This is a genomic window from Metabacillus sp. 113a, assembly GCF_050107635.1.
In the GTDB taxonomy this organism is placed as follows: domain Bacteria; phylum Bacillota; class Bacilli; order Bacillales; family Bacillaceae; genus Metabacillus_B.
In genome coordinates, this window is the sequence record NZ_JBNILJ010000001.1 from 767,454 (window position 1) to 793,285 (window position 25,832).

The 25,832-nt window shown below is 47.6% G+C and carries 24 protein-coding genes and 1 riboswitch; of the genes, 3 read left to right on the forward strand and 21 right to left on the reverse strand.

Translation table 11 applies throughout. The annotated features are described in order from the left end of the window. Nucleotides 1-2: 2 nt before the first annotated feature. Nucleotides 3-2,675, reverse strand: a complete 2,673-nt coding sequence (locus tag ACQCVE_RS03995) for a cation-translocating P-type ATPase (RefSeq protein ID WP_426861776.1) — start codon at nucleotides 2,673-2,675, stop codon at nucleotides 3-5. Between the two features lie 236 nt (nucleotides 2,676-2,911). Here ACQCVE_RS03995 and ACQCVE_RS04000 point away from each other — a divergent pair, with 236 nt between their 5' ends. Beyond that, entirely contained in the window at nucleotides 2,912-4,621 is a 1,710-nt protein-coding gene (locus tag ACQCVE_RS04000) for an Rqc2 family fibronectin-binding protein (RefSeq protein ID WP_426861697.1), read from the forward strand. A 386-nt stretch (nucleotides 4,622-5,007) separates the two neighbouring features. On the opposite strand, the gene ACQCVE_RS04005 is transcribed toward ACQCVE_RS04000, so the two are convergent. The 8 genes from ACQCVE_RS04005 to ACQCVE_RS04040 form a co-directional block, all read right to left on the reverse strand. Next, a complete protein-coding gene (locus ACQCVE_RS04005; protein ID WP_426844508.1) occupies nucleotides 5,008-5,526 on the reverse strand; it encodes a precorrin-2 dehydrogenase/sirohydrochlorin ferrochelatase family protein in 519 nt (172 codons plus the stop codon). After that, entirely contained in the window at nucleotides 5,523-6,281 is a 759-nt protein-coding gene (locus tag ACQCVE_RS04010; protein WP_426844509.1) for a sirohydrochlorin chelatase, read from the reverse strand. The genes ACQCVE_RS04005 and ACQCVE_RS04010 overlap by 4 nt, the downstream gene beginning before the upstream one ends. A gap of 1 nt (nucleotide 6,282) precedes the next feature. Continuing rightward, nucleotides 6,283-7,056: a uroporphyrinogen-III C-methyltransferase gene (gene cobA, locus ACQCVE_RS04015; RefSeq protein ID WP_426861699.1), complete on the reverse strand. Its 774-nt coding sequence runs from the start codon at nucleotides 7,054-7,056 to the stop codon at nucleotides 6,283-6,285. Nucleotides 7,057-7,113: 57 nt separating this feature from the next. After that, on the reverse strand, nucleotides 7,114-7,719 hold the full coding sequence (gene cysC / locus ACQCVE_RS04020; protein ID WP_426844511.1) for an adenylyl-sulfate kinase: 606 nt from the start codon (nucleotides 7,717-7,719) through the stop codon (nucleotides 7,114-7,116). Further along, the gene (sat, locus tag ACQCVE_RS04025) at nucleotides 7,716-8,870 is read right to left on the reverse strand and encodes a sulfate adenylyltransferase (protein WP_426861701.1); all 1,155 of its coding nucleotides are present in this window, start codon (nucleotides 8,868-8,870) and stop codon (nucleotides 7,716-7,718) included. Before sat ends, cysC begins: the two co-directional genes overlap by 4 nt. Nucleotides 8,871-8,910: 40 nt before the next feature. After that, entirely contained in the window at nucleotides 8,911-9,972 is a 1,062-nt protein-coding gene (locus tag ACQCVE_RS04030; RefSeq protein WP_426861703.1) for an anion permease, read from the reverse strand. 13 nt (nucleotides 9,973-9,985) lie between these two features. Continuing rightward, nucleotides 9,986-10,687 carry a phosphoadenylyl-sulfate reductase gene (locus ACQCVE_RS04035; protein WP_426861705.1) on the reverse strand — a complete coding sequence of 234 codons (702 nt, stop codon included), beginning with the start codon at nucleotides 10,685-10,687 and terminating at the stop codon, nucleotides 9,986-9,988. A 209-nt stretch (nucleotides 10,688-10,896) separates the two neighbouring features. Continuing rightward, nucleotides 10,897-11,010 (reverse strand): YezD family protein, encoded by a 114-nt coding sequence (locus ACQCVE_RS04040; RefSeq protein WP_426861778.1) that lies wholly within the window; start codon nucleotides 11,008-11,010, stop codon nucleotides 10,897-10,899. Between the two features lie 166 nt (nucleotides 11,011-11,176). Further along, nucleotides 11,177-11,282, reverse strand: a riboswitch (SAM riboswitch). Nucleotides 11,283-11,442: 160 nt separating this feature from the next. Here ACQCVE_RS04040 and ACQCVE_RS04045 point away from each other — a divergent pair. Then, nucleotides 11,443-12,111, forward strand: a complete 669-nt coding sequence (locus ACQCVE_RS04045) for a hypothetical protein (RefSeq protein WP_426861707.1) — start codon at nucleotides 11,443-11,445, stop codon at nucleotides 12,109-12,111. 6 nt (nucleotides 12,112-12,117) lie between these two features. Further along, the gene (locus tag ACQCVE_RS04050) at nucleotides 12,118-12,393 is read left to right on the forward strand and encodes a hypothetical protein (protein WP_426844518.1); all 276 of its coding nucleotides are present in this window, start codon (nucleotides 12,118-12,120) and stop codon (nucleotides 12,391-12,393) included. 211 nt (nucleotides 12,394-12,604) lie between these two features. On the opposite strand, the gene pyrE is transcribed toward ACQCVE_RS04050, so the two are convergent. From pyrE to lspA, 12 genes are all read right to left on the reverse strand, one after another. Beyond that, nucleotides 12,605-13,234 carry an orotate phosphoribosyltransferase gene (gene pyrE / locus ACQCVE_RS04055; RefSeq protein ID WP_426844519.1) on the reverse strand — a complete coding sequence of 210 codons (630 nt, stop codon included), beginning with the start codon at nucleotides 13,232-13,234 and terminating at the stop codon, nucleotides 12,605-12,607. Beyond that, nucleotides 13,231-13,944, reverse strand: a complete 714-nt coding sequence (pyrF, locus tag ACQCVE_RS04060) for an orotidine-5'-phosphate decarboxylase (protein WP_426844520.1) — start codon at nucleotides 13,942-13,944, stop codon at nucleotides 13,231-13,233. Before pyrF ends, pyrE begins: the two co-directional genes overlap by 4 nt. Next, entirely contained in the window at nucleotides 13,919-14,848 is a 930-nt protein-coding gene (locus ACQCVE_RS04065; RefSeq protein WP_426844521.1) for a dihydroorotate dehydrogenase, read from the reverse strand. The genes pyrF and ACQCVE_RS04065 overlap by 26 nt, the downstream gene beginning before the upstream one ends. After that, on the reverse strand, nucleotides 14,842-15,624 hold the full coding sequence (locus ACQCVE_RS04070) for a dihydroorotate dehydrogenase electron transfer subunit (RefSeq protein WP_426844522.1): 783 nt from the start codon (nucleotides 15,622-15,624) through the stop codon (nucleotides 14,842-14,844). The genes ACQCVE_RS04065 and ACQCVE_RS04070 overlap by 7 nt, the downstream gene beginning before the upstream one ends. Beyond that, nucleotides 15,621-18,833 carry a carbamoyl-phosphate synthase large subunit gene (gene carB, locus ACQCVE_RS04075; RefSeq protein WP_426861709.1) on the reverse strand — a complete coding sequence of 1,071 codons (3,213 nt, stop codon included), beginning with the start codon at nucleotides 18,831-18,833 and terminating at the stop codon, nucleotides 15,621-15,623. The genes ACQCVE_RS04070 and carB overlap by 4 nt, the downstream gene beginning before the upstream one ends. Beyond that, complete coding sequence (locus ACQCVE_RS04080) at nucleotides 18,833-19,918, reverse strand: carbamoyl phosphate synthase small subunit (RefSeq protein WP_426861710.1); 1,086 nt, start codon at nucleotides 19,916-19,918, stop codon at nucleotides 18,833-18,835. The genes carB and ACQCVE_RS04080 overlap by 1 nt, the downstream gene beginning before the upstream one ends. Beyond that, the gene (locus ACQCVE_RS04085; protein ID WP_426861711.1) at nucleotides 19,915-21,201 is read right to left on the reverse strand and encodes a dihydroorotase; all 1,287 of its coding nucleotides are present in this window, start codon (nucleotides 21,199-21,201) and stop codon (nucleotides 19,915-19,917) included. The genes ACQCVE_RS04080 and ACQCVE_RS04085 overlap by 4 nt, the downstream gene beginning before the upstream one ends. Next, nucleotides 21,185-22,108 (reverse strand): aspartate carbamoyltransferase catalytic subunit, encoded by a 924-nt coding sequence (locus ACQCVE_RS04090; RefSeq protein WP_426844526.1) that lies wholly within the window; start codon nucleotides 22,106-22,108, stop codon nucleotides 21,185-21,187. Before ACQCVE_RS04090 ends, ACQCVE_RS04085 begins: the two co-directional genes overlap by 17 nt. 134 nt (nucleotides 22,109-22,242) lie before the next feature. Then, on the reverse strand, nucleotides 22,243-23,556 hold the full coding sequence (locus ACQCVE_RS04095) for a solute carrier family 23 protein (RefSeq protein WP_426844527.1): 1,314 nt from the start codon (nucleotides 23,554-23,556) through the stop codon (nucleotides 22,243-22,245). A gap of 129 nt (nucleotides 23,557-23,685) precedes the next feature. Continuing rightward, nucleotides 23,686-24,234: a bifunctional pyr operon transcriptional regulator/uracil phosphoribosyltransferase PyrR gene (gene pyrR, locus ACQCVE_RS04100; RefSeq protein WP_426844528.1), complete on the reverse strand. Its 549-nt coding sequence runs from the start codon at nucleotides 24,232-24,234 to the stop codon at nucleotides 23,686-23,688. Between the two features lie 172 nt (nucleotides 24,235-24,406). Next, nucleotides 24,407-25,315, reverse strand: coding sequence for an RluA family pseudouridine synthase (locus ACQCVE_RS04105; protein ID WP_426861712.1), 909 nt, complete (start codon nucleotides 25,313-25,315; stop codon nucleotides 24,407-24,409). Next, nucleotides 25,315-25,794 carry a signal peptidase II gene (gene lspA / locus ACQCVE_RS04110; protein WP_426844530.1) on the reverse strand — a complete coding sequence of 160 codons (480 nt, stop codon included), beginning with the start codon at nucleotides 25,792-25,794 and terminating at the stop codon, nucleotides 25,315-25,317. Before lspA ends, ACQCVE_RS04105 begins: the two co-directional genes overlap by 1 nt. Nucleotides 25,795-25,832 lie beyond the last annotated feature (38 nt).

Sequence of the window (25,832 nt, forward strand, 5' to 3'; positions counted from 1 at the left end):
GCTCAGGATTTTCTTGTTAAAAGTGAACCTGCCAGCAAAAATGTCGGAAGTGCGGCCATTCCCATAACCAGAATCCAGTCTCTTGGTTCAATCGCGACCGTCTTGAAAATCGGCTGCAAGGGAGGATAGTAGATTACGGCCAGCATGAGCAGAATGGAAGAAGCCACGGCACCGAGCAGATAAAGATTCTCAAAAGGATTGCGGTCAAAGATTGATTTCTCGCTCCTGCAATCAAAAACATGGATAAGCTGGGCCATCACAAGGGTGGCAAAAGCAATTGTCTGGGCATAAGCGAGGTTCTCAGGATCTTTGTAATAGATAAACATAAAGGCAGCCAGGGTCGCTGCTCCTATTAAGAACCCTCGAGATAGCACTTTCCAACCAAGCCCTCTTGAAAAAACACCCTCTTTCGGATGACGGGGTTTCCGGCTCATCAAATTTCCTTCTGGCTGATCAAGGCCGAGAGCCATGGCCGGAAGTCCGTCCGTCACAAGATTTACCCATAAAATTTGAATTGGAACCAGCGGCAGGGGCAATGCAAGGAGCATGGCAAAGAGCATCACGAGAATTTCCCCTACATTGGAAGCGAGAAGATAACGGATAAACTTTCGAATGTTTTCATAAATATTGCGTCCTTCGCGAATAGCCGATTTGATTGTGGCAAAATTGTCATCTGCCAGAATGAGCGAGGACGCTTCCTTAGCTACATCCGTTCCCGTAATTCCCATGGATATGCCGATATCCGCTGCTTTAATGGCAGGCGCATCGTTTACGCCGTCACCTGTCATGGCAACAATGTGACCCCTGTTTTGCAGCGCTTTGACTATTTTCAGCTTATGCTCAGGAGACACTCTTGCAAACACGTAGACGTTTTCCGCCGTCTTCTCAAGCTCCTCTTCAGAAAGCTTGTTAAGGGCCGAACCTTCCATCACTTTGCCCCCCGGCGGCAGGAGATCCAGCTGGTTGGCTATAGCACGTGCTGTAATCACGTGATCTCCGGTAATCATGACCGTTTTGATGCCGGCTGCCCTGCATTCTTTGATGGCCAGCTTCACTTCAGGCCTTGGGGGATCAATCATTCCCTGAAGTCCGACAAAGACCAAATCCTTCTCGGCTTCCTCCTGATTCAATTCCCGGCCCGGATTGACGGGTTTATAAGCAACAGCGATCGTCCGAAGCGCCTTAGATGCCATGCTTTCAATCGATTCTTTTATGCGCTGCGCGTATTTAGTGGACATATACTCCTGCCGGTCTTCCCATAAAACCTGTCCGGAAAGGCCAAGTAAAACATCCGGTGCTCCCTTCGTGACGACAAATCTGTTTCCGGCCGAGTCCTCTGCAATGACACTCATCATCTTCCTTGCAGAATCGAACGGAAATTCCTCAATAATCTTAAAGGAATTCCTTAAGGATGGCCGTGTGAGTCCCGCTTTCATCCCCGCGATCAGCATGGCGCCTTCCGTCGGGTCACCGTCAATCCGGCTTTCGTTCTCCTCATCCTTTAATTCAGCCGTATTGCAGAGCATCCCAAACGTTAATATTTGATGGAGTGCCTTTTCCTCTTTCGGGCTGATTGTCCGGTCTTTAAAAGTAAATGCCCCGCTAGTCTCAAATCCGGTTCCGGACACCTTCCAATGTTTTCCTCCGGACCATATATCGGTTACAGTCATTTTATTTTGCGTCATGGTTCCGGTTTTGTCTGAGCAGATGACGGATGCACAGCCAAGCGTTTCTACTGCCGGCAGCTTGCGGACAATCGATTTTTGCTTAATCATTCTTTGAACGCCAAGGGATAAGGCGACGGTAACAATGGCAGGAAGCCCCTCCGGAATGGCAGCCACCGCAAGCGATACACCCGCCAGAAACATCGCATAAAGACTGTGGCCTTGAAGGACCCCTGCTCCCACTACAAGGGCTGTTAAGAATAGCGCCGTGACAATGAGGATCTTCCCAAGCTGCTCGAGGCGCTTTTGCAGGGGGGTGTCCATCGATTCAGCAGACTGCAGGAGATCCGCAATCTGTCCCATCGCTGTTTTCATGCCGGTTCCAACTGTGAGGCCTATCCCGCTCCCCCGGGTAACAAGAGTTCCCATGAACGCCATGTTTGAGAGATCGCCTAGTCCTGGATCTTTTAGCTTTAGCGCTTCACTGGATTTTTGCACAGGAATCGATTCTCCTGTTAGAGCCGACTCCTCAATTTCCAGGCTTTTAACGGAGAGCAGCCGAAGGTCCGCCCCGATCCTGTCACCGGCCGTGAATTTTATAATATCTCCCGGAACAACTTCCCGTGAAGGGATCCTCACCCAGTCTCCCTCTCTTAGGCAGCTGACCTGTGGGGCTGATAGCTGCTTTAGAGCCTCTAATGATTTTTCTGCTCTTCTTTCTTGAAAAAAACCCAAAATTCCGTTCATAAGCACTATAGCTACGATTGCGACAGCATCAATGTACTCGCCTAGGAAAGCGGAAATAACCGTTGCTCCAAGAAGAACGAGCACCATAAAATCCTTGAATTGCCCTAAAAACAACAAAAGCGCCGAAGTTTTTTCCGCCTCCTGCAGCTCATTGTAGCCAAACTTAGCATAACGGGCTTCAACCTCATTGCCGGAGAGCCCCGATTCCCGGTCTGTGCTGACGGACTCCGCCACATCTTGAATCTCCATCTCATGCCATTTCATGATCAGCCTATCCACCCCTTGCTCTGAAATGTTGGTCAAGCTCTGCTCTACCTCCATCCTATTCAGACAAGCACGGGTTCATGACTAATTAGCATGACAGCTTGCCCAGTCCTTTCAATACCAGACAAATCGGGTGTTTTTAGTGAAAGTTCCTGGCCCTTCGCGCTATAATTGTGAGAGAATAGAATATTAGAGCTTTTTCCACTAAATTTTGAAAAACAGAGCGGGTGAAGGACATGTCATTTGATGGAATTTTCACATATGCAATAACAAAAGAGCTTCAAGGAAAGCTTGAGAGCGGGCGAATCTCTAAAATTTATCAGCCTTATAAAAATGAGCTGGTCCTGCAGATTCGTTCCGGCGGGGCAAATTATAAATTGCTTATATCAGCGCATCCCAGCTATGCCCGGATGCATTTGACCAAGGAGACATATGACAATCCGAGTACGCCGCCAATGTTCTGTATGCTTTTGCGAAAGCATCTCGAGGGCAGCGTCATTGAACGGATCGAACAAAAGGATATGGAACGGATTATCATTTTCCATGTCAAAGGCAGAAATGAACTTGGTGACATGACTTATAAGGAACTGATTGTTGAAATAATGGGGCGCCACAGCAATATGATTCTAGTTGATTCTGGGCAAAGGACAATCATTGACAGCATTAAGCATCTGCCTCCTGCCGTAAACAGCTACAGGACTGTGCTTCCGGGGCATGAATACATCTTTCCCCCTTCACAGAATAAAATGGCTCCATTCGGGATAACGGAAGAGGACGTTGTTAAAAAACTTGATTTTTTTGCCGGCAATCTCGATCGGCAGCTTGTCCAGCATTTTGCCGGCGTTTCCCCCCTTCTGGCTAAAGAAATAACGAAACGGTCCGGAATGGTTAACAGGATAACCCTCCCAAAGGCGTTTACAGAAACGATGGATACCCTTGAAAAAGGAAATTGGAAGCCTGTTATGATAACAGGCGAAGATAAGGAGGCCTTTTATTTAATTGACCTTACGCACATGAACGGGGATCGAAAAGTATACGGATCATTAAGTGAGCTTCTTGACCGGTACTATTTCGGAAAAGCCGACCGGGACCGGGTAAAGCAGCAGGGAAACGATCTTGAACGATTTCTGCAAAATGAGTTGAAAAAAAATAAGTCAAAAATTAAAAAGCTGCAAAAATCATTACTTGATGCTGAGGATGCAGAAAAATTCCAGCTATACGGAGAACTGCTCACTGCCAATATGTATTCGATCCAGCGCGGCGATAAGAGCGCTGAGGTGATCAATTATTATGATGAAACTGGCAGTTCAGTCAAGATAGCCCTGAACCCTCAAAAAACGCCATCTGAGAATGCGCAAAGCTACTTCAACAAGTATCAAAAGGCAAAAAAATCAGTCTCTCACATCCACGAACAGGTGAAACTCGCTGAACAAGAGATTGAATATCTCGATAATCTGCTTCAGCAGATTGAGACCGCCTCTCCAAAAGATTTGGCAGAAATCCGGGAAGAGCTCCAGGATGAGGGGTATATGAAGAAAAAGCCCGATCGAAAGGGGAAAAAACCGAAGGCTGTTAATCCTGTACTCGAACAGTACCGATCCACGAGCGGGACAGTCATACTGGTCGGGAAAAACAACAAGCAAAATGAATATTTGACCAGCCGGGTGGCTGCCCGGGATGACACATGGCTTCACACAAAAGACATCCCCGGCTCACATGTGGTCATTAAATCCAGGAACCCGGAGGATGCTACAATCCGGGAAGCAGCGAACATCGCCGCCTACTTCAGCAAGGCAAGAAGTTCGGGTTCCGTTCCTGTAGATTACACACTCGTGCGGCATGTCAAAAAGCCAAACGGTTCAAAGCCGGGTTTTGTTATATATGACCGCCAGCAGACGGTATTTGTTACGCCGGATCCGGATTTGGTCAAAAAGCTGAAAGAATGAAAGCAAAAAGGAGCATAGGCTGAGCCATGCTCCTTTTTGCGGAATTGCGCTCGTAAAGGGGGAATAAATGAAAAAGGAAGGAAGCACACTAGTTCCCGATGAGATAAACAGCAAGCAATAGACCTGCGAAGTTCACCATACATAAGATTATGAAACCTGCGTGTCTTGTATTGGCGAGCAAACTGCCGTAACGAGCGGACTGGTCTTTTTCATGCGGACAGAAGATTGATTGCTTTTAGTGGTTTATAGACTGCAGAGGATCGGCTTCCCTTGCCTGCACTTCTTCATGCGGCTGGCAGCCTCCTGGGTCTCAGCTCTTCCTGGCACATCCTTCTTAAGCAGCTCTTCCCGTTACCTGTGATTATTTCAACAAGAAAAAAGACCCGTTACAGGTCTTCGTATTTTCGCTTGCTCCGTTTTTTTTCCCGACGTTCCTCATATAATGTGTCCAGTTCATCAATTGTGCCTTCCTCAATTTCATTCAAGAGAGCAATACAGATTTCTCTGGCTCTGGCAGGGCTCGCACCCCCGGTATGCACAGCAAGCGTCAGCCTTCCTTTGGAAGCGTGGCTCGGAACCTGAGTATTGCCTTCCATCGCCTCATCTGCAATGTTTACAAGCTGCAAAGGGTTCGCATTCACAGCGATGCTTTTGTTGACTTCCCTGTCATCTGTGGCAGCCACCACGAGAAGATAACCGGTTAGATCATCAAGAGCAAAAGGACGCTGCTTCCATTCAAGCAATCCTTTTGCATGAAGCTCCTGAATTTCTCCGTCTGCTTCCGGGCTGATTACCGTGATGCGCGCATTCTCCCGCAAAAAAAGCTTTAATCTTCTCACGGCTACTGCTCCGCCTCCGGCAATCAAAACCGGTTTGTCTGTTAAGTCAATCATGAAAGGAATCATTTTGCCTCCGCTTCCGGTTTTTCAGAAAGAGCCGACAGTGTCTCATTAACCCTTCTTAAAAATGCTTTTTCCGCATACATGGAGAACCCAACATATGAACAAACTGTCATGTTTTTACGGGTTGTAAGCTGACTCGCTTCTTTCTCGATTCCTTTCATTAACAGTCCGGTAAATAGCAAGTACGGAACAATGTAAATGTTCTTTTCCGGAAAATCATCAATTCTTGAGAGCATATCTGAGAAAGACGGTTCTGCAGCCGTTAAATAGCACGGGCTTATGTTCACACCTTCTGCCCTTTCAGCAATCCCCTTTGCGATTATGCCCAAATCTCTTTTAACGTCAGGATCCGAGCTTCCTCTTCCGGTGAGAAGTACCCGAACATCCTCATCTTTAGGGAGCGGACGCAGCTGCTCCAGAACTGCCTCCGCCATATCTCCCTGAACGCCGATCGGTTTCCCATATGTAACCGGTATTTCAGGATATAAGGCTCCAGCCTTTTCCAGCTCTTCAGGAATATCAAGCTTTGCATGAGCGGCAGTCAGCAGGAGCACAGGAACCGCAGCTATGCTTTCCGCTCCTTTTTTGATGCAGGCTTCAAAGCCTGACAGAATATCAGGCTCTGACAGCTCTAAAAAACAGATTTCCTGAATGGGGGCATCAACGGATTCCATGCATTTGGAGATGAATGATACAGCTTCTGCCCTTGCTTTCTCTACCCGGCTGCCATGGCATATATACAGTACAGCTTGTTTCATATTACAGCGCCTCGCTTACAGCGTTCTGGAATTTGTCTTTGCCGAACCATTTCAGCTGATCCCTATATCGGACCACGTCACCGATTATGATCATGCTTGGATTGGTAATGCCGTGCTGATCAACAGCCTTATTTATATTCTCGAGTGTTCCCGTCACGGTTTTCTGAACATCGGTAGTTCCCCAGTGAATGACGGCCGCAGGTGTAGCAGGGGATTTTCCATGATACAGCAGCTGTTCCTGTATGTAGGGGAGCTGGCTTACTCCCATATACACCGCTAATGTGTCCACACCATTAACAAGACCTTTCCAGCGCTCTTTGTCCTCTGCCTCATTTTTATAATGACCGGCAACAAATGCGACACTGCCGCTCACTTCCCGATGAGTAACAGGAATCCCGGCATATGCGGCGGCCGCTATGCCGGATGTGACTCCGGGAACGATTTCAAAATCTATTCCATTCATAGCCAAGGCCTCAGCCTCTTCCCCGCCCCGGCCGAAGACGAAAGGGTCGCCGCCTTTCAGCCTGGTGACGGTATGGCCTTTTGTAGCAAATTTAATCAGGAAACGGTTAATCGTTTCCTGTTTCATCGTATGGTAATCGGGTAGCTTGCCGCAATAAATAAGGTCAGCGCCTTCCTTTGCGTGCTCCAGCAATTCTTTGTTAACTAGCCGGTCATAAAGGATTGTATCTGCTTTCTGAATGCATCTCAAGCCTTTCACCGTGATGAGGTCCGGATCTCCCGGTCCTGCTCCTACGAGATACACCTTAGACATACGCATCCCTCCTTAATTCCATTATACCGCACATGTGACTGCAGGTAATCCGTCAGCTTAATCTTGAATGAATTTTTTGTCCTTGAGAAAGCTGATAACCTGTTCAGCACATTCCGCAGGATTATACTTCCCGCTCTGCAAAGTGATTTCAGGATGATCCGGTTTTTCGTAGGGAGAATCAATCCCTGTAAAACCTTTAATCTCCCCTTTTCTTGCTTTCTTGTATAGTCCTTTCGGATCTCTTGCTTCACATTGCTCAAGGGAACACTCTGCAAATACTTCGATGAATTCATCCGGCTCCATTATCTTGCGTACATGACTTCGGTCCTCTTTGAAGGGAGAAATGAAAGCTGTAATGACAACACTGCCCGCATCTGTAAAAAGCTTGGATACCTCTCCGATTCTTCGGATGTTTTCACGGCGGTCTTCATCTGAAAAGCCAAGGTCCCCGTTAAGCCCTTGACGAACATTGTCGCCATCAAGAACGTAAACCTGAACCCCGCTTTTATGGAGCATGCGGGCCAGTTCATTGGCTATTGTGGATTTCCCTGATCCAGAAAGTCCGGTAAACCAGATAACGAAGCTATGATGCCCGTTTTTCTCTCTCCGCTCCTGTTTTGTTATAGAGTGCTCGTGCCACGTAACATTTTTTGACTGGCTCATTGCACTTCCTCCGTTTCCGGTTTCTTCTCTTTTAACCCTTCGATCAGCACTTTAATGACCTCAGGTCTGCTGAAGGTGCTTGGAGGCACTTCGCCATTGCGGAGCATTTCCCTTACCTTTGTGCCGGAGAGGATGACTCTGTGCTCTGCGTTATGAGGGCATGATTTTGTCGTAGCCATCCCCTCGCATTTATTGCAATAAAAGCTATGTTCAAAACGGAGAGGAGTAATTCCGATCTCTTCGGGCGCAAACTCATCAAATATATGCTGGGCGTCGTATGTGCCGTAATAGTCACCGACCCCCGCATGATCTCTGCCTACAATAAAGTGTGTGCAGCCGTAATTTTTGCGGACAATGGCATGGAAAATGGCCTCTCTGGGCCCTGCATACCTCATTGCCGCAGGAAACACTCCAAGAAAAACCCGTTCTTTCGGATAATATTCGCTTAGCAGAACCCCATAGCTTTTCATACGGATTTCCACTGAAATATCATCGGACTTTGTTTCCCCTACAAGCGGATTTAAAAACAGGCCGTCAACGGTTTCAAGTGCAGTTTTTTGAATATACTCATGAGCCCTGTGAACAGGATTGCGCGTCTGAAATCCTACAATCGTTTTCCAGCCTTTGGACGCAAAAGCGGAGCGTGTTTCGATTGGATCATAATAGTGGTCCGGAAAAGGAGGATTTGTTCGTTTTGTCATGATAATTTCACCGCTGACATAAAAATCCCCTCTTGAAAAAAGCTTTTTGACCCCGGGATGATTCCGGTCAGATGTCCGGAATACATTCACTGCTTCCTTTTCTTTATCCGGTTTATAAATCCCGCTGACCTCTATCAATCCGTAAACGGTATCTTCAAAGCTAAGCTTTGCCTGATCTCCAGCTGATAATGTCTTCGCTGCTTGGGCAGAAACAGGCAGAGTGATCGGGATCGACCACACCGTTCCATTTGTAAGTCTCGTTTTATCTACTACACTCAAATACTCCTCTTCTGGCATGAATCCGGTAAGCGGACTAAAACCTCCATTAGCCAGAAGCTCCAGATCGCTCAATGCCATCGCATCTATTTCTATCGTTTTTTTGATGAATCCTATATCTTTTCCAATTTCTGTTCGCTGAATTAAGGTTCCTCCATGCGGTGTTAAGCTCATTATAATCCTCCTATTCATATTAAAAAAGTGGGTTTTATCGTTAGATTCCCCCGCCTTGTTCATGCACGGAACTTTTTTCTTTTTTAATAGCCCTCATGAGAGACAGAACCCCAAGGGTAGCTGTCATGACTGCAATCGCAGAAAACGTGGAGTAAAAGTCTGATTTTATAAAAAGTTTGACGAGTACGTAAGAGATGGTCAAACTGACGAGCGGAGAAACAAGCCATACTTTTACAATTTTTTTCACGATCCCTTTTTGAAAAACAAGCGCTCCGCTCTTCGCAGCGCCTGAAGCCATGATTGAAGTGGAGGTAACCTGTGTTAAGGGAACGGGCAGTCCAAAAAGTGAACTGATGACTACAAGTAAAGCGCCGGTCGTGGAAATAACGATTCCTTCTGATTTGGATAAATTCGTTATTTTTTTCCCGTTCGTTTCAAGTACTCTTCCTCCTAAAAGGATGGCGCCTGCAGCTACAAAAAGCCCTCCAAGCCAGACGCCCTGCCCAACTGACATGAGATTAGCAGCGACCAGCGGTCCTACAGCGTTGGCTACATTATTCATGCCAGCTGAAAAGGCTTCAAAGAATCCTGCCGCAATCAGGAGATAGATCAGCAAGCTCCCCCTCTTTGCCTCAAGCTTTGCGAAAAGCGGTTTGGCCATTTTGCAAACAGCATAGGTGATAAAAAAAGCTGCCGCCGGAATAATGACCCAAAACGCCATGATAACAAGGATGGATTGAACATAAAGGGCCTGGAAGGCTACCCCCACCCCGACTACTGCTCCGACCGTAACTTCACTGGTGGATAACGGGATGCCCATTAAATTCGCCATGAACAAAGAGATGGCTGCCGCTCCGATAATAACAAGAACAATTTCTATGGAAATCACGGATTTGGGGATTAGTCCTGAACTGATCGTCTTCACTACTTCTCCGCCGCCCAATACAGCACCGAGGATCACACCTATTCCGCAAAGAATAAGGGCTGCCAACCTGCGGGGAATGGCCCCTGTTCCATAAGCCACTCCCATCGATGCAGCCGCTCCGCTCGCACCGATATTCATGGCGAAAAATAAGCTTAAAAAAATTGCTGCAGCTTCCATTATCATTTACTCCTCACCCGTGAAGGCCGCATTCGGTTTTCTGTGTGCCATTCCATCGTCCTGACCTGCAGTCACTTACATCAATAGCAGGCTGTGTACAAGGCTTGCAGCCTATGCTCGGGTACCCCTGATCGTGAAGCATATTGTAATCCAGATCATTCTTATGGGCGAAACGCCAGACATCCTTCCACGTCCAATGGATGAGAGGACATATTTTTATGTTCTCAAATTTGCCGTCCCTGTTTAAAAACTCTGTATCTTTTCTGGAAGGAGACTGCTCTCTTCTCAAGCCGGAAATCCACGCTTTTTCGGTGCTCATTACTTCTCTTAGCGGGAGCACTTTTCTGATTTTGCAGCATTCATTCGGATTGGTTTTCCAAAGCTCATCTCCATGCTTTGCTGCCTGCTCCGCAACCGTTAACGGAGGTTTTTTCATCGTAATGTTTAAATCAGGATACCTTGCCCTTATCCGGTCAATTAGCTCATACGTTTCTTTGAAATGTACCTCTGTATCCAGGAAAACAATTCTTGCATTCTTTTTGATTCTGGATATTAGTTCAATCAGGACGATTCCTTCGATTCCAAAGCTGCAGGCATACACCAGTTCGTCCGCATAATGGCCGTATGCCCAGCTCAGCACGTGCAGCGCTTCTTTCAAATGATCTTCATCTTCAAAATCCGGATAGCTGCCGGTCCAGTTCTCATAAGTAAGCATGTTTGCACCTCTCTTAATCTAAACACAATGGTTTTATAGCCAACAGCTTCTGCCGCAATGGCCCGGCCGGGTGCTCATGTAAGCACCCAGGACAAGCAGGTCTCTTGTAAAAAAATAAAAGCGGGACAGCACCAAAGCATAATAAAACATTTATGCCGCAGCGCAGGTCCCGCCTCCAGTTTGTCTGGTCAGCGATCGTGATCCCTATTCTATTTCAATCTCACTTTTTCATTTTTTTCAAGCTGAATGATTTTCCCATCTTGAATGATCAGGGTAATCGATCCATAATTCATTGCTTGAAGCATTTCCTTTAGCTTTCCCATTACTTGATCAAGCTGATCTTGCTCCCCCACGGACAGCACTCCCTTTAACAAAATAGGCTCTGACAGCATTCAAGCTGATTAAACGGCATGTAACCGGACAGCAGCCGGACCGCCTAAAATCAACAGCAAAAAGCCTTCCATTTTAGAAAGACTAGTGAGGTTTTTCCCCTTATCTCTCAAAATGGGTTCCATTTTGCTGGATTTAGCACCTTGCTTTTCAGCAGGTTGCCGGGCTTCACAGGGCCAGGTCCCTCCACCGCTCTGGATAAGTATGATGTGTATTGATTTCAAATTTTAGCACAATTCGAACGATTGTCAACCCGAGTTTTCGGGTAGGTTTTATCAAAACTAAATCAAAGCTTGAATTGACTGGTTTTTTTAAGTTAAAAAAAACTTTACGATACGATAAACTATGGATATGAGGTGATTCGTGTGAAAAAAACCATTGTATCCTGGAGCGGCGGCAAAGACAGTGCCATGATGCTTCAAGTACTCCTTGAAAATCAAGAAATTCAAGTTTGCGGATTATTTACGGCAGTGGACTCCATTACAGGTCGTGTACCCTTTCACGGTGTTACGAAAGGTCTAATTGCAAAGCAGGCAGAGGAGCTGGATTTGCCGCTTCACATCATTGAAATTCCCCCCGGCGCCTCTAATAAGGAATATGATAAAAGCATGGGAGAATTTCTTAAAACTTGCAGAGATCAGAAAATCCTGCATGCAGCCTATGGTGACCTTTTTCTTGCAGATATAAAAAAATACAGAGAAGAATTGACAGCTCGGCATGGGATGAAGGCTATTTTTCCATTATGGGGAGAGCGGCCGGACAGATTATCCAAAAAATTTCAATCGGATGGGTTTTTGGCGGTTATTTCTGGCTTAGATGGAGCCAGGCTCCCTTATGATTTTCTCGGAAGGCACTATGATGAGTCTTTTGTAAAAGATCTGGAAGGACGGGCAGACCCGTGCGGTGAGAATGGGGAATTTCATTCGTTTGTATATGGGGGGCCGCTGTTCAAAACAAACATTCCGTATGTTATCGGCAGAACGGAAAATAGGTTAGGATCTTTTCTGACCATGCTGATTGAAGAAAGGGATTGAAGAAGAATGGCATGGAAAGCGCTCCTCTCTATAATCGGGTATATTTTCTCCGCATTAGGATTCGCCTATGCTTTTTCATCGATGTCGAGCCGGGCAGAGCTGAACGAAATGAAGTTCACATCTGAAGGCGGACTCCGGTTATTCGCTGCCGCGGGTTTATGGTATTGGTCCACCCTCGCAAAAGCAATCCCTGAACACCGCATCCCGGTCTGGTTCCGCCTTAGCTTCACAGCTGCCGGCCTGATCGGCCTGATTTTAACCTTTTCTGTCTGGTTTTTATAATTTCGGCGTTCTGATTGTGCCTTGGAAATGGGAAAAAGGGGCTGTCCAGTTAGTCCGTATTCCAGGCTCTCTCCCCTATTGCATATGGTTTGTTTTTCTGATTTATTTAATATGGAAAGATACTTACAAAGAAACCCCCTTGTGATGGGGGTTTTCCGTTCAGCTGGCTCTCAAAAAACAGCAAGACAAATCAATATATTCAGAAACGCGCTCAGGATCTCCAATCAGAAGCAGCCGGATTTTTCCGCCATTTTTCAAGCTTATCCAAATCTTCTTTTTGAATAAGGTTTTCTCTCCCCGCAATTTGAATGAGTGTGGAGTAATCCGTTAACGTTTGATAAGAAATCCCGTCATGACTGAAATGGCTGTCAGCGGTATCAAACCCATAGGTGAAAATGGCTGCCACACCCAATACTTCAGCTCCTGCTTCCCGAAGGGCTTTTACCGCGTGAATGGCGCTTCCTCCTGTAGAGATCAGATCTTCGATAACAACCGCACGGTCATGGCTGCCGGTCCGTCCTTCAATCAGATTCCCCTTCCCGTGCCCCTTGGCACTCCCGCGGACGTAGCACATCGGCAGTCCGAGGAGATCACTCACAAGTGCAGCATGTGGGATGCCGGCTGTCGCAGTGCCGGCAATCAGTGTTGCATCCGGGTAGTGCTCCTGAATCACATTAGCCAGGCCTTCTGCAATGCTTTTCCTTATTTGCGGATAGGATAATGTAAGCCGGTTATCACAATAGATCGGAGATTCAATGCCGCTTGCCCATACGAACGGTTCGTTCGGCTTAAGTGTGACAGCTCCAATGTCCAGAAGAGATTTTGCTATCGTGTGTTTCATTGTACAACACCCTCCCATTCTTTCAGCATCTGATTATAGGCTTGCATCGGTTCACTTTTTGCAGTGATGCTTCTGCCGGCGACCATACTGGTAACGTTCTTCCTGCGAGCAATTTCGGGAGTGGCAATTCTGGTTTGATCTGCAGGAGCCTCACCGGCAAATCGAATACCGGGTGTAACGGTTATAAATTCTTCCCCAAGCGATGCCTTCACCTGCGCAGATTCCCACACACTGCAAACCACCCCGTCCAATCCTGCCTGTTTTACAAGGCCCGCGTAATGAATAACAGTCTCATCCATTTCCCTATGGATGAGAAGCTCATTATTTAATACTCTTTGGGATGTGCTTGTCAGCTGTGTTACACCAATGAGGATCGGCCGCTTTTGGCCGGAAGATGTTCCTGAATCAAGTCCTTCCAGGGCGGCTTCCATCATGTTCACACCGCCGGCAGCATGGACATTCACCATATCAATCTCTAATGAGGCTAAAGCTTTCATTGCTTTTTTTACAGTGTTTGGGATATCGTGAAGCTTTAAATCAAGAAAGACTTGATGTCCTTTTGATTTCAGCCACTCCACTATTGCGGGGCCTTCCTTGTAAAACAGCTCCATTCCAGCTTTTAAATAAAAAGATTGCGGATCCATTCTGCTTAAAAAGCGGTCTGTTTCCAGTTTGTTCTCAAAATCAAGCGCGATGATAACCGGCTGCATAGTCATGGCTCCTTCCAATACATTCTTTAATGTGACTGAATCCGTAACGGGCAAGTACTTCCGGTAATGCATCAATGATTTCCGAACAGATGAATGGATTGACGAAGTTGGCGGTTCCTACTGCAACCGCACTCGCTCCGGCATACAGAAACTCCAGGACATCCTCTGCTGACTGGATCCCCCCCATTCCAATAATCGGGATGGATACAGCCCGGCTGACTTCATGGACCATCCGGATTGCTACAGGCTTAATGGCCGGTCCGGAGAGCCCGCCCGTTTTGTTGGCTAAAACCGGTTTGCCGGTTTTTAAATCGAGCCTCATCCCAAGAAGCGTGTTGATCATCGTCAGCCCGTCTGCACCAGCCTGCTCAGCAGCTGCGGCTATTTCAGAAATATGGGTTACATTAGGGGAAAGCTTGACATATACGGGAACACTGGATACCTTTTTAACAGCTTTCGTTAAATCCGCCGCCATGTTTGGGTCCGTTCCAAAAGCGATTCCTCCTGTCTTCACATTCGGACAGGAAATATTCAGCTCCAGTGCCGCTACATTCGGGCAGGCACTGATTTTCTCCGCTACCGCCACATAATCTTCGACACTTGAACCTGCCACATTGGCAATGATCGGAACATCATAAGCCTCCAGTCTGGGAAGCTCTTCTCCTATCACTCCGTAAAGACCGGGATTTTGAAGGCCGATAGCGTTTAGCATGCCGCCTGGTGTTTCTGCTACCCGAGGTGTCTCATTGCCGAATCTTGCTTCAGGAGTAGCCGCCTTTATCATGATGGCGCCAAGCTTGTTCAGATCATAAAGATTGGCGAATTCTTTGCCGAAACCGAAGCAGCCTGAAGCCGGCATGATTGGGTTTTTAAGCTCCAGCCCCGGTAATTTCACTTCTAACATGACGGCAGCACCACCTCTCCCGCTCTAAAGACCGGACCGTCCGAACAAACTTTCTTATAGCCGTGAGGGGAATCCGGCACATGGCACACACAGGCAAAGCAGGCACCGATTCCGCAGCCCATTCTCTCTTCGAGGGAAAGGTAAACCTCCCTGTCGTGAAAAAGGGTTTCAATCGCCTTCAGCATTGGTGTCGGACCGCAGGCATAGACCCGTTCAAAGCGGAGATCATACAGGCTGATCGCATCCGTCACAAAACCTTTCAAACCCAAGCTGCCGTCCACCGTTGTAATATACGTATCACCAAGTCTCTCAAAGTCCGTTTCATAAAATGCATGATCTTTGCTTTCAAAGCCGAGCACGTGGACAGGTTCTGCACCAAAAGCCTTCAATCGGCGGGACAGTTCGTAAAGAGGCGGGACGCCGATCCCTCCTCCGATCAGCAGCATTCTCTTACCGGAAAGAGAAGAGTCCACCGGAAATCCATTCCCCAGGGGACCGATTACATCAAGCAGGTCTCCAGGGGATCTTTTTGAAAGAAGGACGGTGCCTTCTCCTCCTTTTCTGTATAGGAGCGTTAGCGTTTGTTCTTTTTTCTCAATCTTTGCTATGCTGATCGGTCTTCTCAGGAGCGGAACTACGGTTTCTGATACCTTCACATGGACAAACTGCCCCGGAGTATTCATCTGTTCCGTCATCTTCCCTTTTAAAACAAGCTCAAATACGTCCTTAGCCATTTCACGGTTTGCCAAAACGAGCATGTTCTCCTTTACGATCATGAATGGATTACCTCCCGCTTCGGATTCAGCTGCTGCATCGCTTCAGTGGAAAAGCTCATGGACTCGAGCACCCTGAGAATGGCCTTAGCCGTATCAAGGGAGGTCAGGCAAGGCACTCCATTTTCAACAGATTCCCTGCGGATTTTAAAGCCGTCTCTTTCCGGCTGCTTCCCTCTTGTCAGCGTATTGATCACAAATTGGGCTTCGCCATTTCTGATGACATCCAAAAGATTCGGCTGCTGTTCACTGACTTTATTCACGATTTTAGCTGGAATGCCAGCCTCCCTTAAATAATCAGCCGTTCCGCTCGTTGCAAGAATCTGATAGCCGATCCGGTTAAAGCGTTTCGCGATTTCAAGTCCTTCTGTTTTATCTTTATCGGCGACGGTAAGCAGAACTGATCCATATTTATGGATTTGGATTCCTGAAGCAACCAGGCCCTTGTACAGAGCTTTTTCAAGCGTTGCATCCTTGCCCATCACTTCACCTGTCGACTTCATTTCCGGGCCGAGCGTAATATCGACCATTCTCAGCTTCGCGAAAGAGAAAACAGGTACTTTTACAAATACGCCGGATTTTTCCTCTGCAAGCCCTGTTTCATATCCCATATCCTTGAGCTTTTGTCCAAGCACGACTTTGGCAGCCAGATTGGCCATTGGAATACCGGTAATCTTGCTTAAAAACGGCACAGTACGGCTTGACCTTGGGTTGACTTCCAGCACGAATACATCGTCTTGGTAAATAACGAATTGAATGTTCAGAAGCCCTGAGATGTTCAAGCCCTTTGCCAGCGCGATGGTATGCTCAATGATTTTGGTTTTACAGCTTGCAGTCAATGTTTGAGGAGGATAAACCGCGATTGAATCCCCCGAATGCACGCCAGCCCTCTCGATGTGCTCCATAATGCCGGGGATCACAACCGTCTCACCATCCGCAATGGCATCCACCTCAATTTCTTTTCCGGTTAAGTATTTATCAATCAGGACAGGGTGCGCCGGATTGACCTTAACGGCATTATTCATGTAATGCAGCAGTTCATCCTCCCTGTAGACGATTTCCATCGCCCTGCCCCCGAGCACATAGGAGGGGCGCACAAGAACCGGATAGCCGATTTCGCCGGCGATATGAGCAGCCTCTTTAGAAGATACAGCAGTCTTTCCTTGCGGCTGCGGGATGTCCAGGTCTTGCAGCGTTTGTTCAAACTTATCCCGGTTTTCAGCCCGGTCCAAATCCTCCAGTGACGTTCCAAGAATTTTCACTCCTCTTGCAGAAAGCTCATCTGCCAGATTGATCGCCGTCTGCCCGCCAAATTGAACCACTACCCCAATCGGCTTTTCCAGTTCGATTACATGCATTACATCTTCAGCGGTTAGTGGTTCAAAATAAAGCTTATCGGAGATGCTGAAATCAGTTGAAACGGTCTCAGGATTGTTATTGATAATAATGGCTTCATAACCGGCTTCCTTGATTGCCCAAACTGAATGAACAGTGGCATAATCAAATTCCACTCCCTGTCCGATTCTGATCGGACCGGAGCCTAGCACCAAAACGCTACCGCGTGAGGTGACGGCCGATTCGTTTTCATCCTCATACGTTCCGTAAAAGTAGGGTGTTGAAGACTCGAATTCCGCAGCGCACGTGTCAACCATTTTGTAGACGGGCATTAGGCCTGACTGTTTTCTGAGCTCGTAAATTTCCCTCTCATTTGAAGACCAGAGCTTCGCAACTGCCTCATCCGAAAAGCCATTGCTCTTAGCCTGCTTTAAAACTTCTAAGTCAAAGGGGGAGTGTTTAATTTGCTTTTCAAGCTCAATGATTCCGTTGAGCTTTGAAAGAAAGAATAAATCGATTTTGCTCCATTCATGAAGCGTCACAGGTGTGATTCCTCTTCTTAATGCTTCAGCAAGGTAAAAAAGCCGCTCATCCCCGGCTTTTCGTATCCGTTTTTCAATGTGGGGATCGTCCAGTTCTGCCGCAGCCTTAAGCTCTATATGATTCACATCGGCTTCAAGGGAACGGATGGCTTTAAGCAAAGACTCCTCGAACGTCCGCCCGATCGCCATCACTTCCCCTGTCGCCTTCATTTGCGTACCGAGCCATCTGTTGGCGGATTCAAACTTATCAAATGGCCAGCGCGGAATTTTCGTCACGATATAATCCAGCGCCGGTTCAAAGCATGCATACGTTTTTCCAGTGACAGGATTCATCATTTCATCCAGTGTGAGGCCGACGGCAATTTTGGCAGCAAGCTTTGCGATCGGATAGCCGGTCGCTTTTGATGCCAGTGCAGATGAACGGCTGACCCTCGGGTTTACCTCGATGATGTAATACTGAAAGCTGTCCGGGTCGAGCGCAAGCTGGACGTTGCAGCCTCCCTCTATGCCGAGCGCTCTAATGATTTTAAGGGATACATTGCGGAGCATCTGATATTCCCTGTCGCTTAAGGTCTGGGACGGGGCAACGACAATGCTGTCACCGGTATGGATGCCAACCGGATCAAAGTTTTCCATGTTGCATACGACAATCGCATGATCGCCACTGTCTCTCATCACTTCGTACTCAATTTCTTTAAATCCAGCTATGCTTTTTTCCAGAAGGCATTGGGTAGCCGGACTCACTTTAAGACCGTAGGCCACGATTTCCGCAAGCTCCTCCTCATTGCTGCAGATCCCTCCCCCTGTTCCTCCGAGCGTAAAGGCGGGCCTTACAATGATGGGGTAGCCAATCTGGCCGGCAAAAACAAAGGCTTCTTCCACTGTATGAACGATTTCGCTGTCCGGTACAGGTTCACCGAGCTCATTCATGAGTCTGCGGAACAGGTCCCGGTCCTCCGCTTTTTGGATGGCTTCAAGGCTGGTTCCAAGAATCTCAACCCCGCACTCTTCCAGAACACCAGATTCCGCAAGCTCTACAGCCAGATTAAGACCGGTCTGTCCTCCTAATGTGGGAACAAGGGCATCCGGCTGCTCCTTCCTGATGATATTGCTGACAAATTCTGCAGTAAGCGGTTCAATGTACACATGATCTGCAATTTCCGTGTCTGTCATTATGGTAGCCGGATTGGAATTGACAAGAACGACCTCATATCCTTCTTCTTTAAGAGCAATACAAGCCTGTGTGCCTGCATAATCAAATTCAGCTGCCTGGCCTATAACGATGGGGCCAGAACCAATTACAAGGATCTTTTGAATGTCTGTGCGCTTCGGCATTATCGATTCCCTACCTTCCGTTTCGTTTCAATCAGTTCCATGAATTCATCAAACAGCCCGTTGGCATCCTCCGGACCAGGTGAGGCCTCCGGATGATACTGCACAGTGAAAGCGGCCAGGCTGTTATGTTTTAGCCCTTCAATTGTCCGGTCATTGAGAGCAAGATGTGTAACTTCAAGGTCTGTATGAAGCAAGGACGCTTCCCTGACTGTGTACCCGTGATTTTGCGAGGTGATGGCGACTTTTCCCGACTGCAGATCCTTTACAGGGTGGTTGGAGCCGCGGTGTCCAAACTTCATTTTCTCTGTGTCTGCCCCGCAGGCGAGAGCAAAGAGCTGATGCCCGAGACAGATACCAAAGAGCGGGACCTTCCCCAAGACGCCTTTTATCATCTCAATTCCTTCCGGGACATCCTTTGGATCCCCGGGGCCATTCGATAGCATAATGCCATCCGGATTCAGCTGAAGAACCGCTTCTGCTGAAGTATTGTGCGGCACAACCACAACATCACAATGTCTCTTGTTCAGCTCTCTCAAAATCCCGTGCTTCATTCCAAAGTCCACGAGCACAACCCGCCGCCCCCGACCTGGACTTGCGTAGGGAGTTTTCGCTGATACTCTCTCCACTTGATTGACCGGGAGACGGATGGCTTTCAGCTTTTCCAGTACTTCTGCCGGGTCCGCATTTCCAGAGATGAGGGCACCCTTGAGCGTTCCGTGGCTGCGGATGATTCTCGTAAGCTTCCTTGTATCAATTCCGGATAAGCCCGGGATGTCTTTCATTTTCAAGTATTCATCAAGCGAATAACCGCTCCTCCAATTAGAGGGAAAAAGGGAATGCTCTTTTACAATCAGACCGCCTGTAAAGGGGGTTATGGATTCAAAATCATCCCGGTTGATGCCGTAATTTCCAATCAGCGGATACGTTAAGGTCACAATCTGTTCGCAGTAGGAAGGATCTGAAAGGATCTCCTGATATCCGGTCATTCCTGTATTAAAAACAATTTCTCCAATCGAGTCTCTTTCACTTCCAAATCCGTTTCCTTCAAAAACGGTCCCATCTTCCAGTACAAGCAAACGCTTCATGTCCGGACTCCCCTTTCATCAAAAACAATGTTTCCTTCTGCTATCGTTACTACAGGCCATCCGCTGCAGCTCCAGCCTGCAAATGGAGTATTTTTTCCTTTTGAAAGAAATCCGGCGGGATCAATTGTTCTTTCTTCTGCCAGATCAATCATCACAAGGTCTGCTGGCGCCCCTTCTGAAAGGGTTCCATACGGCAGTCCAAATGTTTCGGCAGGACGGATCGTCATCCATTTCAACAGCTGGCCTAACGTCGCTTTCCCTGGTAAAACAAGATGGGTATATAAGAGCGGGAAGGCCGTTTCAAGTCCTGTGATTCCGAAAGGAGCGAGTTTTATTCCTTCCGATTTTTCTTCAGCAGTGTGAGGCGCATGATCTGTTGCGATCAGATCGATTGTTCCATCGAGCAAGCCTTCAAGCAGGGCGTCACGGTCCTCTTTTCCTCTAAGCGGGGGATTCATTTTAAAATTCGGGTCAAGCCCGGGGATATCCTCGTCACACAGCAGCAGGTGGTGGGGCGTTACTTCCGCTGTGACATTGATTCCCGCCCTTTTTGCATCTCTCACCGTTCTGACGGATTCTTTCGTACTGATGTGGCAAACGTGATAATGACACCCCGCTGCTTCAGCAAGCAGGATATCCCTGGCAATATGTACAGACTCACAAACAGAGGGAATTCCATTCAGCTGATGTTTTTCAGCAAATTCCCCTGCATGCACGGCTCCTCTGTTGATTAAGGAGTTGTCCTCACAATGTGCTGCGATGCTCAGATTTGCTGCTGCCGCTCTTTTCATCGCCTCAAACATCATTCCCGCTTCCTGAACCCCCACCCCATCATCTGTAAGGGCAAAGGCTCCTGCTGTTTTTAAAGCGGTAAAGTCTGTGAGCTCCTTTCCAGCCTGTCTGACAGTGATGGATGCGTATGGCAGAACTCTTACTGATGCCTTCTGACTGATCCTCCCGATCAGCTTTTCCATTTGCTCTTGATGATCCGGGACAGGGCGGGTGTTCGGCATGGCTGCAATGGTTGTGAATCCGCCCCTGGCTGCTGCCTTCGTTCCGGTTTCAATGGTTTCTTTGTGCTCGCCTCCCGGTTCCCTTAAATGGACATGTACATCCACAAAGCCTGCGGAAACGAGATGACCGGATGCATCGATGACTTGATGGTCCCCTGCCTCAAGCTGTGGCGCGGCTTTAGCTATTTTTCCGTCTTCGATCAGAAAATCCTGCTTTAGAAAATTCCCTCCGTCGTCTAAAACTTTTGCGTTTTTAAGAATATAAGACATGGTGATTCTCTCCTTTATTCAGCATTTTAGAAGCAAGTGAGCGTGCTAAGCAGGCCATTCGGACATACACTCCGTTTTCCATTTGCCTGAAAATTCTGGAACGGCTGCACTCCACAAGGAAGTCATCGATTTCCACCCCTCTATTGACCGGGGCGGGATGCATGATTATTGCCCCCGACTTCATTCTTCTTTCCCGCTCTTTCGTTAAGCCATATGAAGCAAGATAAGCATCCGGGCTCTTTATCGCAGCTGTATGCCTTTCATGCTGAATGCGGAGCAGCATGACAGCATCCGACTGCTCGATCGCTTCATCCGTGCTTGTGATCCTTCCAAAAGGATTGGCCGGGTCCTGCCACTCAGGCGGTCCCGCAAACAACACCTCAGCCCCGAGTCTTGCCAGGGTTTCTGCGTTGGATTTTGCTACACGGCTGTGTCTGATATCCCCGTGGATGCTTACAGTCAGGCCTTTAAAGCATTTAAATTCCTCATGAATGGTCATTAGGTCCAGCAGAGATTGAGTGGGGTGATTTCCGCAGCCGTCACCAGCATTTAGGATAGGAATGCTGACCCGTTCCCTTAAAGAATCAAAATACCGGTCAAGAGGATGGCGGATAATAACGGCGTGGGCCCCAATCGCCTCCATCGTCCGGACTGTATCATAAAGGGTTTCCCCTTTTTGGACGCTCGAGCTCTCCGCCTGAAAATTCAAAACATGAAGACCCAGTTTTTTTTCAGCCACTTCAAAGCTGAAGCGTGTTCTCGTACTCGGCTCAAAAAACAGATTGGCAGCAAAAACCGGTTCAGCCCTGAGAGAAGGAAGGTTCCCTGCTTTCATCCTACAGGCCAGTTCAACAATCCAGTTGATCTCTTCCAGGGAAAGTTCCGACATGGTTAACAAATGCTTCATCTTCTTCCTCCTTCAGTTTTTATAAAAAAACACCCTGAACATACCGGTTCAGGGTGCACGAAAGCAGAAGGGCCAGCCGGCCATTCTTTACACCCTTGCAAGCCTCTCCGGACTTTTTTAAAAGGTATGAGTATTTAGGAAACAGCAGATTTTTTATGATCTGTTTCCTTTTCAAGATGAAGCGTATCCGCTCCCGCCTTGCCGGGGAGCACAGCATTCAGGATAATGCCGATGATTGCCGCGAGCGCCATGCCATGCAATTCGAAGCTTTCGCCGACTTTGATGACCGCTCCTCCGATTCCGATCACCAGAATGACCGAGGAGATGATCAGGTTCCTTTTATCGCCCAAATCCATTTTGCTGTCAATCATCATTCTGAGACCGGAGGATGCGATGATTCCGAAAAGAAGGATGGAGACCCCTCCCATCACTGGAGTGGGAATGGAACTGATTAAAGCCGAGATCTTCCCGATAAAACCGAACGTAATGGCAAGGACGGCAGCACCGCCAAGAACATATACACTGTAAACCCGGGTAATCGCGAGTACTCCAATGTTTTCACCATAGGTTGTATTCGGAGGCCCCCCCAGCAGGGCCGCAGCCATCGTCGCAAGTCCGTCTCCTAAAATCGAGCGGTGCAGGCCAGGTTTTTCTACTAAATCTTTGCCAATGACATTGCTTAAAACCATTTGGTGTCCAATATGCTCTGAGAGCGTTACAAGGGCTACCGGAGCCATCAGCAGGAGGATCTGCCAGGTAAATTGCGGCTGATAATCCACAAACGGGATGGTGAAATCGGGCACCTGAATAAATCCTGCTTTGATGACTTTGCTGAAATCCACGATTCCGATTGCAAGGGAGTAAAGATAACCGGTGAAAATACCAATCAGAACCGGAATCAGGCTGAAAAATCCTTTAAAGAAGATAGAACAGATAACGGTTACGGCAAGTGTCACCAGTGCTGCAGAAAAGTAAAGCAGACTGTAATCACCCGCAGGGTTGTTGGTTGCCATATCGACTGCGGTTCCGGCCAGTCCAAGCCCGATGACGATGATGACAGGTCCAACTACAACCGGCGGAAGCATTCTGAGAATCCAATTGTGGCCAGTCGCCTTAATTATGAGCGCTACCGCAGCATATACAGCACCTGCAAGCATGCTTCCGACCATAGCCGCACCCGGGCCTCCTCCGGTCTGAGCCGCCACGAGCGGGGCAATAAATGCAAAGGACGAGCCGAGATAAGCCGGCACCTGGAACTTGGTGATCAGCAGAAATATGAGAGTCCCGACACCGCTTGAGATAAGTGCAACAGCGGGATCCATCTTCACGAGAAACGGAACCAGAATTGTGGCGCCAAACATAGCGAAAAGGTGCTGGAAGCTTAAAGTGAGCCAAACGGGAGCTTTTGGTTTTTCATGAATGTCTAAAACGATTTTTTCATTTTTCATCTATCTCTCTCCTCCTAAAAAAACCTCTTTGCCGGATTCAGCAAAGAGGTACACAGAAATACACGCATCTTAAAAACAGATGCTGATTCCGGTTCTCTTTGCCGTCTCACGGGACTGCTTTAAAAAGAACTAGCTATTTTTTTCATAGATGGATACAGAGTCGCTTTCATCGACTTCTTCCATTTCAACCACTATCTTTTCAGAGCTTGAGGTCGGGATGTTTTTCCCTACAAAATCTGCCCTGATCGGCAGCTCCCTGTGCCCCCTGTCAACCAGGACGGCGAGCTGGATGGCAGCCGGCCTGCCCATGTCTACAAGAGCATCCATTGCTGCCCTGACCGTTCTTCCTGTGTAGAGCACATCATCAACGAGAATCACTTTTTTATCCAGGATCGGCTCCGGGACATCCGAACCTTTTACGAGCGGTTCCTGATTGCCCGTCTTCTTAGTCAAGTCATCGCGGTACAGGGTAATATCAAGCTCCCCGATTGGAATGTCTTTTCCCTCAATCTGGCGGATTTTCTCCTGCAGCCTGTTTGCGAGATAAATCCCCCGTGTTTTAATTCCGATCAGGAGACAATCATCTATGCCTTTGTTTCGTTCAATGATTTCATGTGCAATTCGGGTTAGAGCTCTGCGAATCGCCTGTTCGTCCAGCACAACCGCTTTTTTGGACATAACGTCTGCCTCCCTTCAAATAAAAAATGCCCTCTCATCCTGTTGGGAAAAGAGGGCATGGGAGTACCATTGTTTAATCATTAACCGTACCCTTCCCAGCCTCACAGGACTGAAATTAAAGGTTCTATTCAACTAAAGTTATTATGTCAAAATCATTCCTGCCTGTCAACGGTTATTTCTCAAGCTGTGTTAAAAGCTTGCTGAAAAACTCAGGCAGCGGTGCTTCGAACTCCATGTACTCGCCGGTCCGGGGGTGATTGAATCCCAGGACGCCTGCGTGCAGCGCCTGTCCTTCAAGCGAAAGCGTTTTTCGCGGTCCGTATTTCGGATCTCCCGCGAGCGGATAGCCAATGTATTTCATGTGTACACGAATCTGGTGGGTTCTTCCCGTCTCCAGCTGGCATTCAATATAAGTAAAATCTTTATAACGGTCCAGCACTTTAAAGTGAGTGACAGCATCCCGGCTGTTTTCTCTCGTAACCGTCATGCTTTGGCGGTCTTGCTTATCCCGGCCGATCGGTGCGTTGACCGTACCTTGATCATGCGATATATTTCCATGCACGAGCGCTTTATAGCGCCGGGTAACACTTTTTTCAACGAGCTGGTCTACCAGCGATTCATGAGCAAGATCATTCTTTGCCACCATCAGCAGCCCGGATGTATCTTTATCAATGCGGTGGACAATCCCGGGACGCATCACCCCGTTTATACCTGAAAGGTCATTGCAGTGCGCCATCAGGCCATTTACAAGAGTGCCTGTCACGTGTCCGGGTGCAGGATGAACCACCATACCCTTCGGCTTATTCACCACCAGAACGTCACTGTCCTCATAGTAAACGTCCAAATTCATTTCCTCTGCTTCAACATTCAATTCTTCGGGCTCCGGGATCTCGACTGAGACCTGATCTCCTTCTGCCCCTTTATAATTGTTCTTTACTGCCTGGCCATTCACCAGCACCAGCCCGCTTTTCATAAGAGACTGAATTTGTGTTCTTGACCAGTTTTCATTTATGGCAGAAAGGATTTTATCGAGCCTGTCTCCAGCCTGCTCTTTATCAATTGTATACTCATGGATGTCCATTACTGTGCTTGCCCCTCTTTTTTCTCATTTTTACTGTCGATCAGCATTTGAATAAATAAAAGTGCCACCCCAATGCATAAGGCAGAGTCTGCTATGTTAAATATTGGAAAATTATAGGAGAAAATAAAGGTTTGTATAAAATCGACGACCTCCTGGTAACGGACCCGGTCGATAAAATTTCCGATGGCTCCCCCAAGCATCAAACCTAATGAAGCTCCTAAAAGTCCCGCTTTCAGAACAAACTTTTGAATATAGTACACGATTGCTGCGGTCACCACAATCGTAACAATGTAGAAAAACCACATTTGCCCCTGAAGAATTCCCCATGCGGCACCTTGATTGCGATGGGAAGTAATATAGAAAAAATCTTCAATAACAGGAATGCTTTCCCCAATTTCCAGGTTTTGGACAATCAGCCACTTTGTGAGCTGATCAAGAATGATTACCGCAACTGCTATTATGTAGCTTACTAAACGCACGTACGTTCCCCCAGGCATTCAAATTAGATACAATGAAT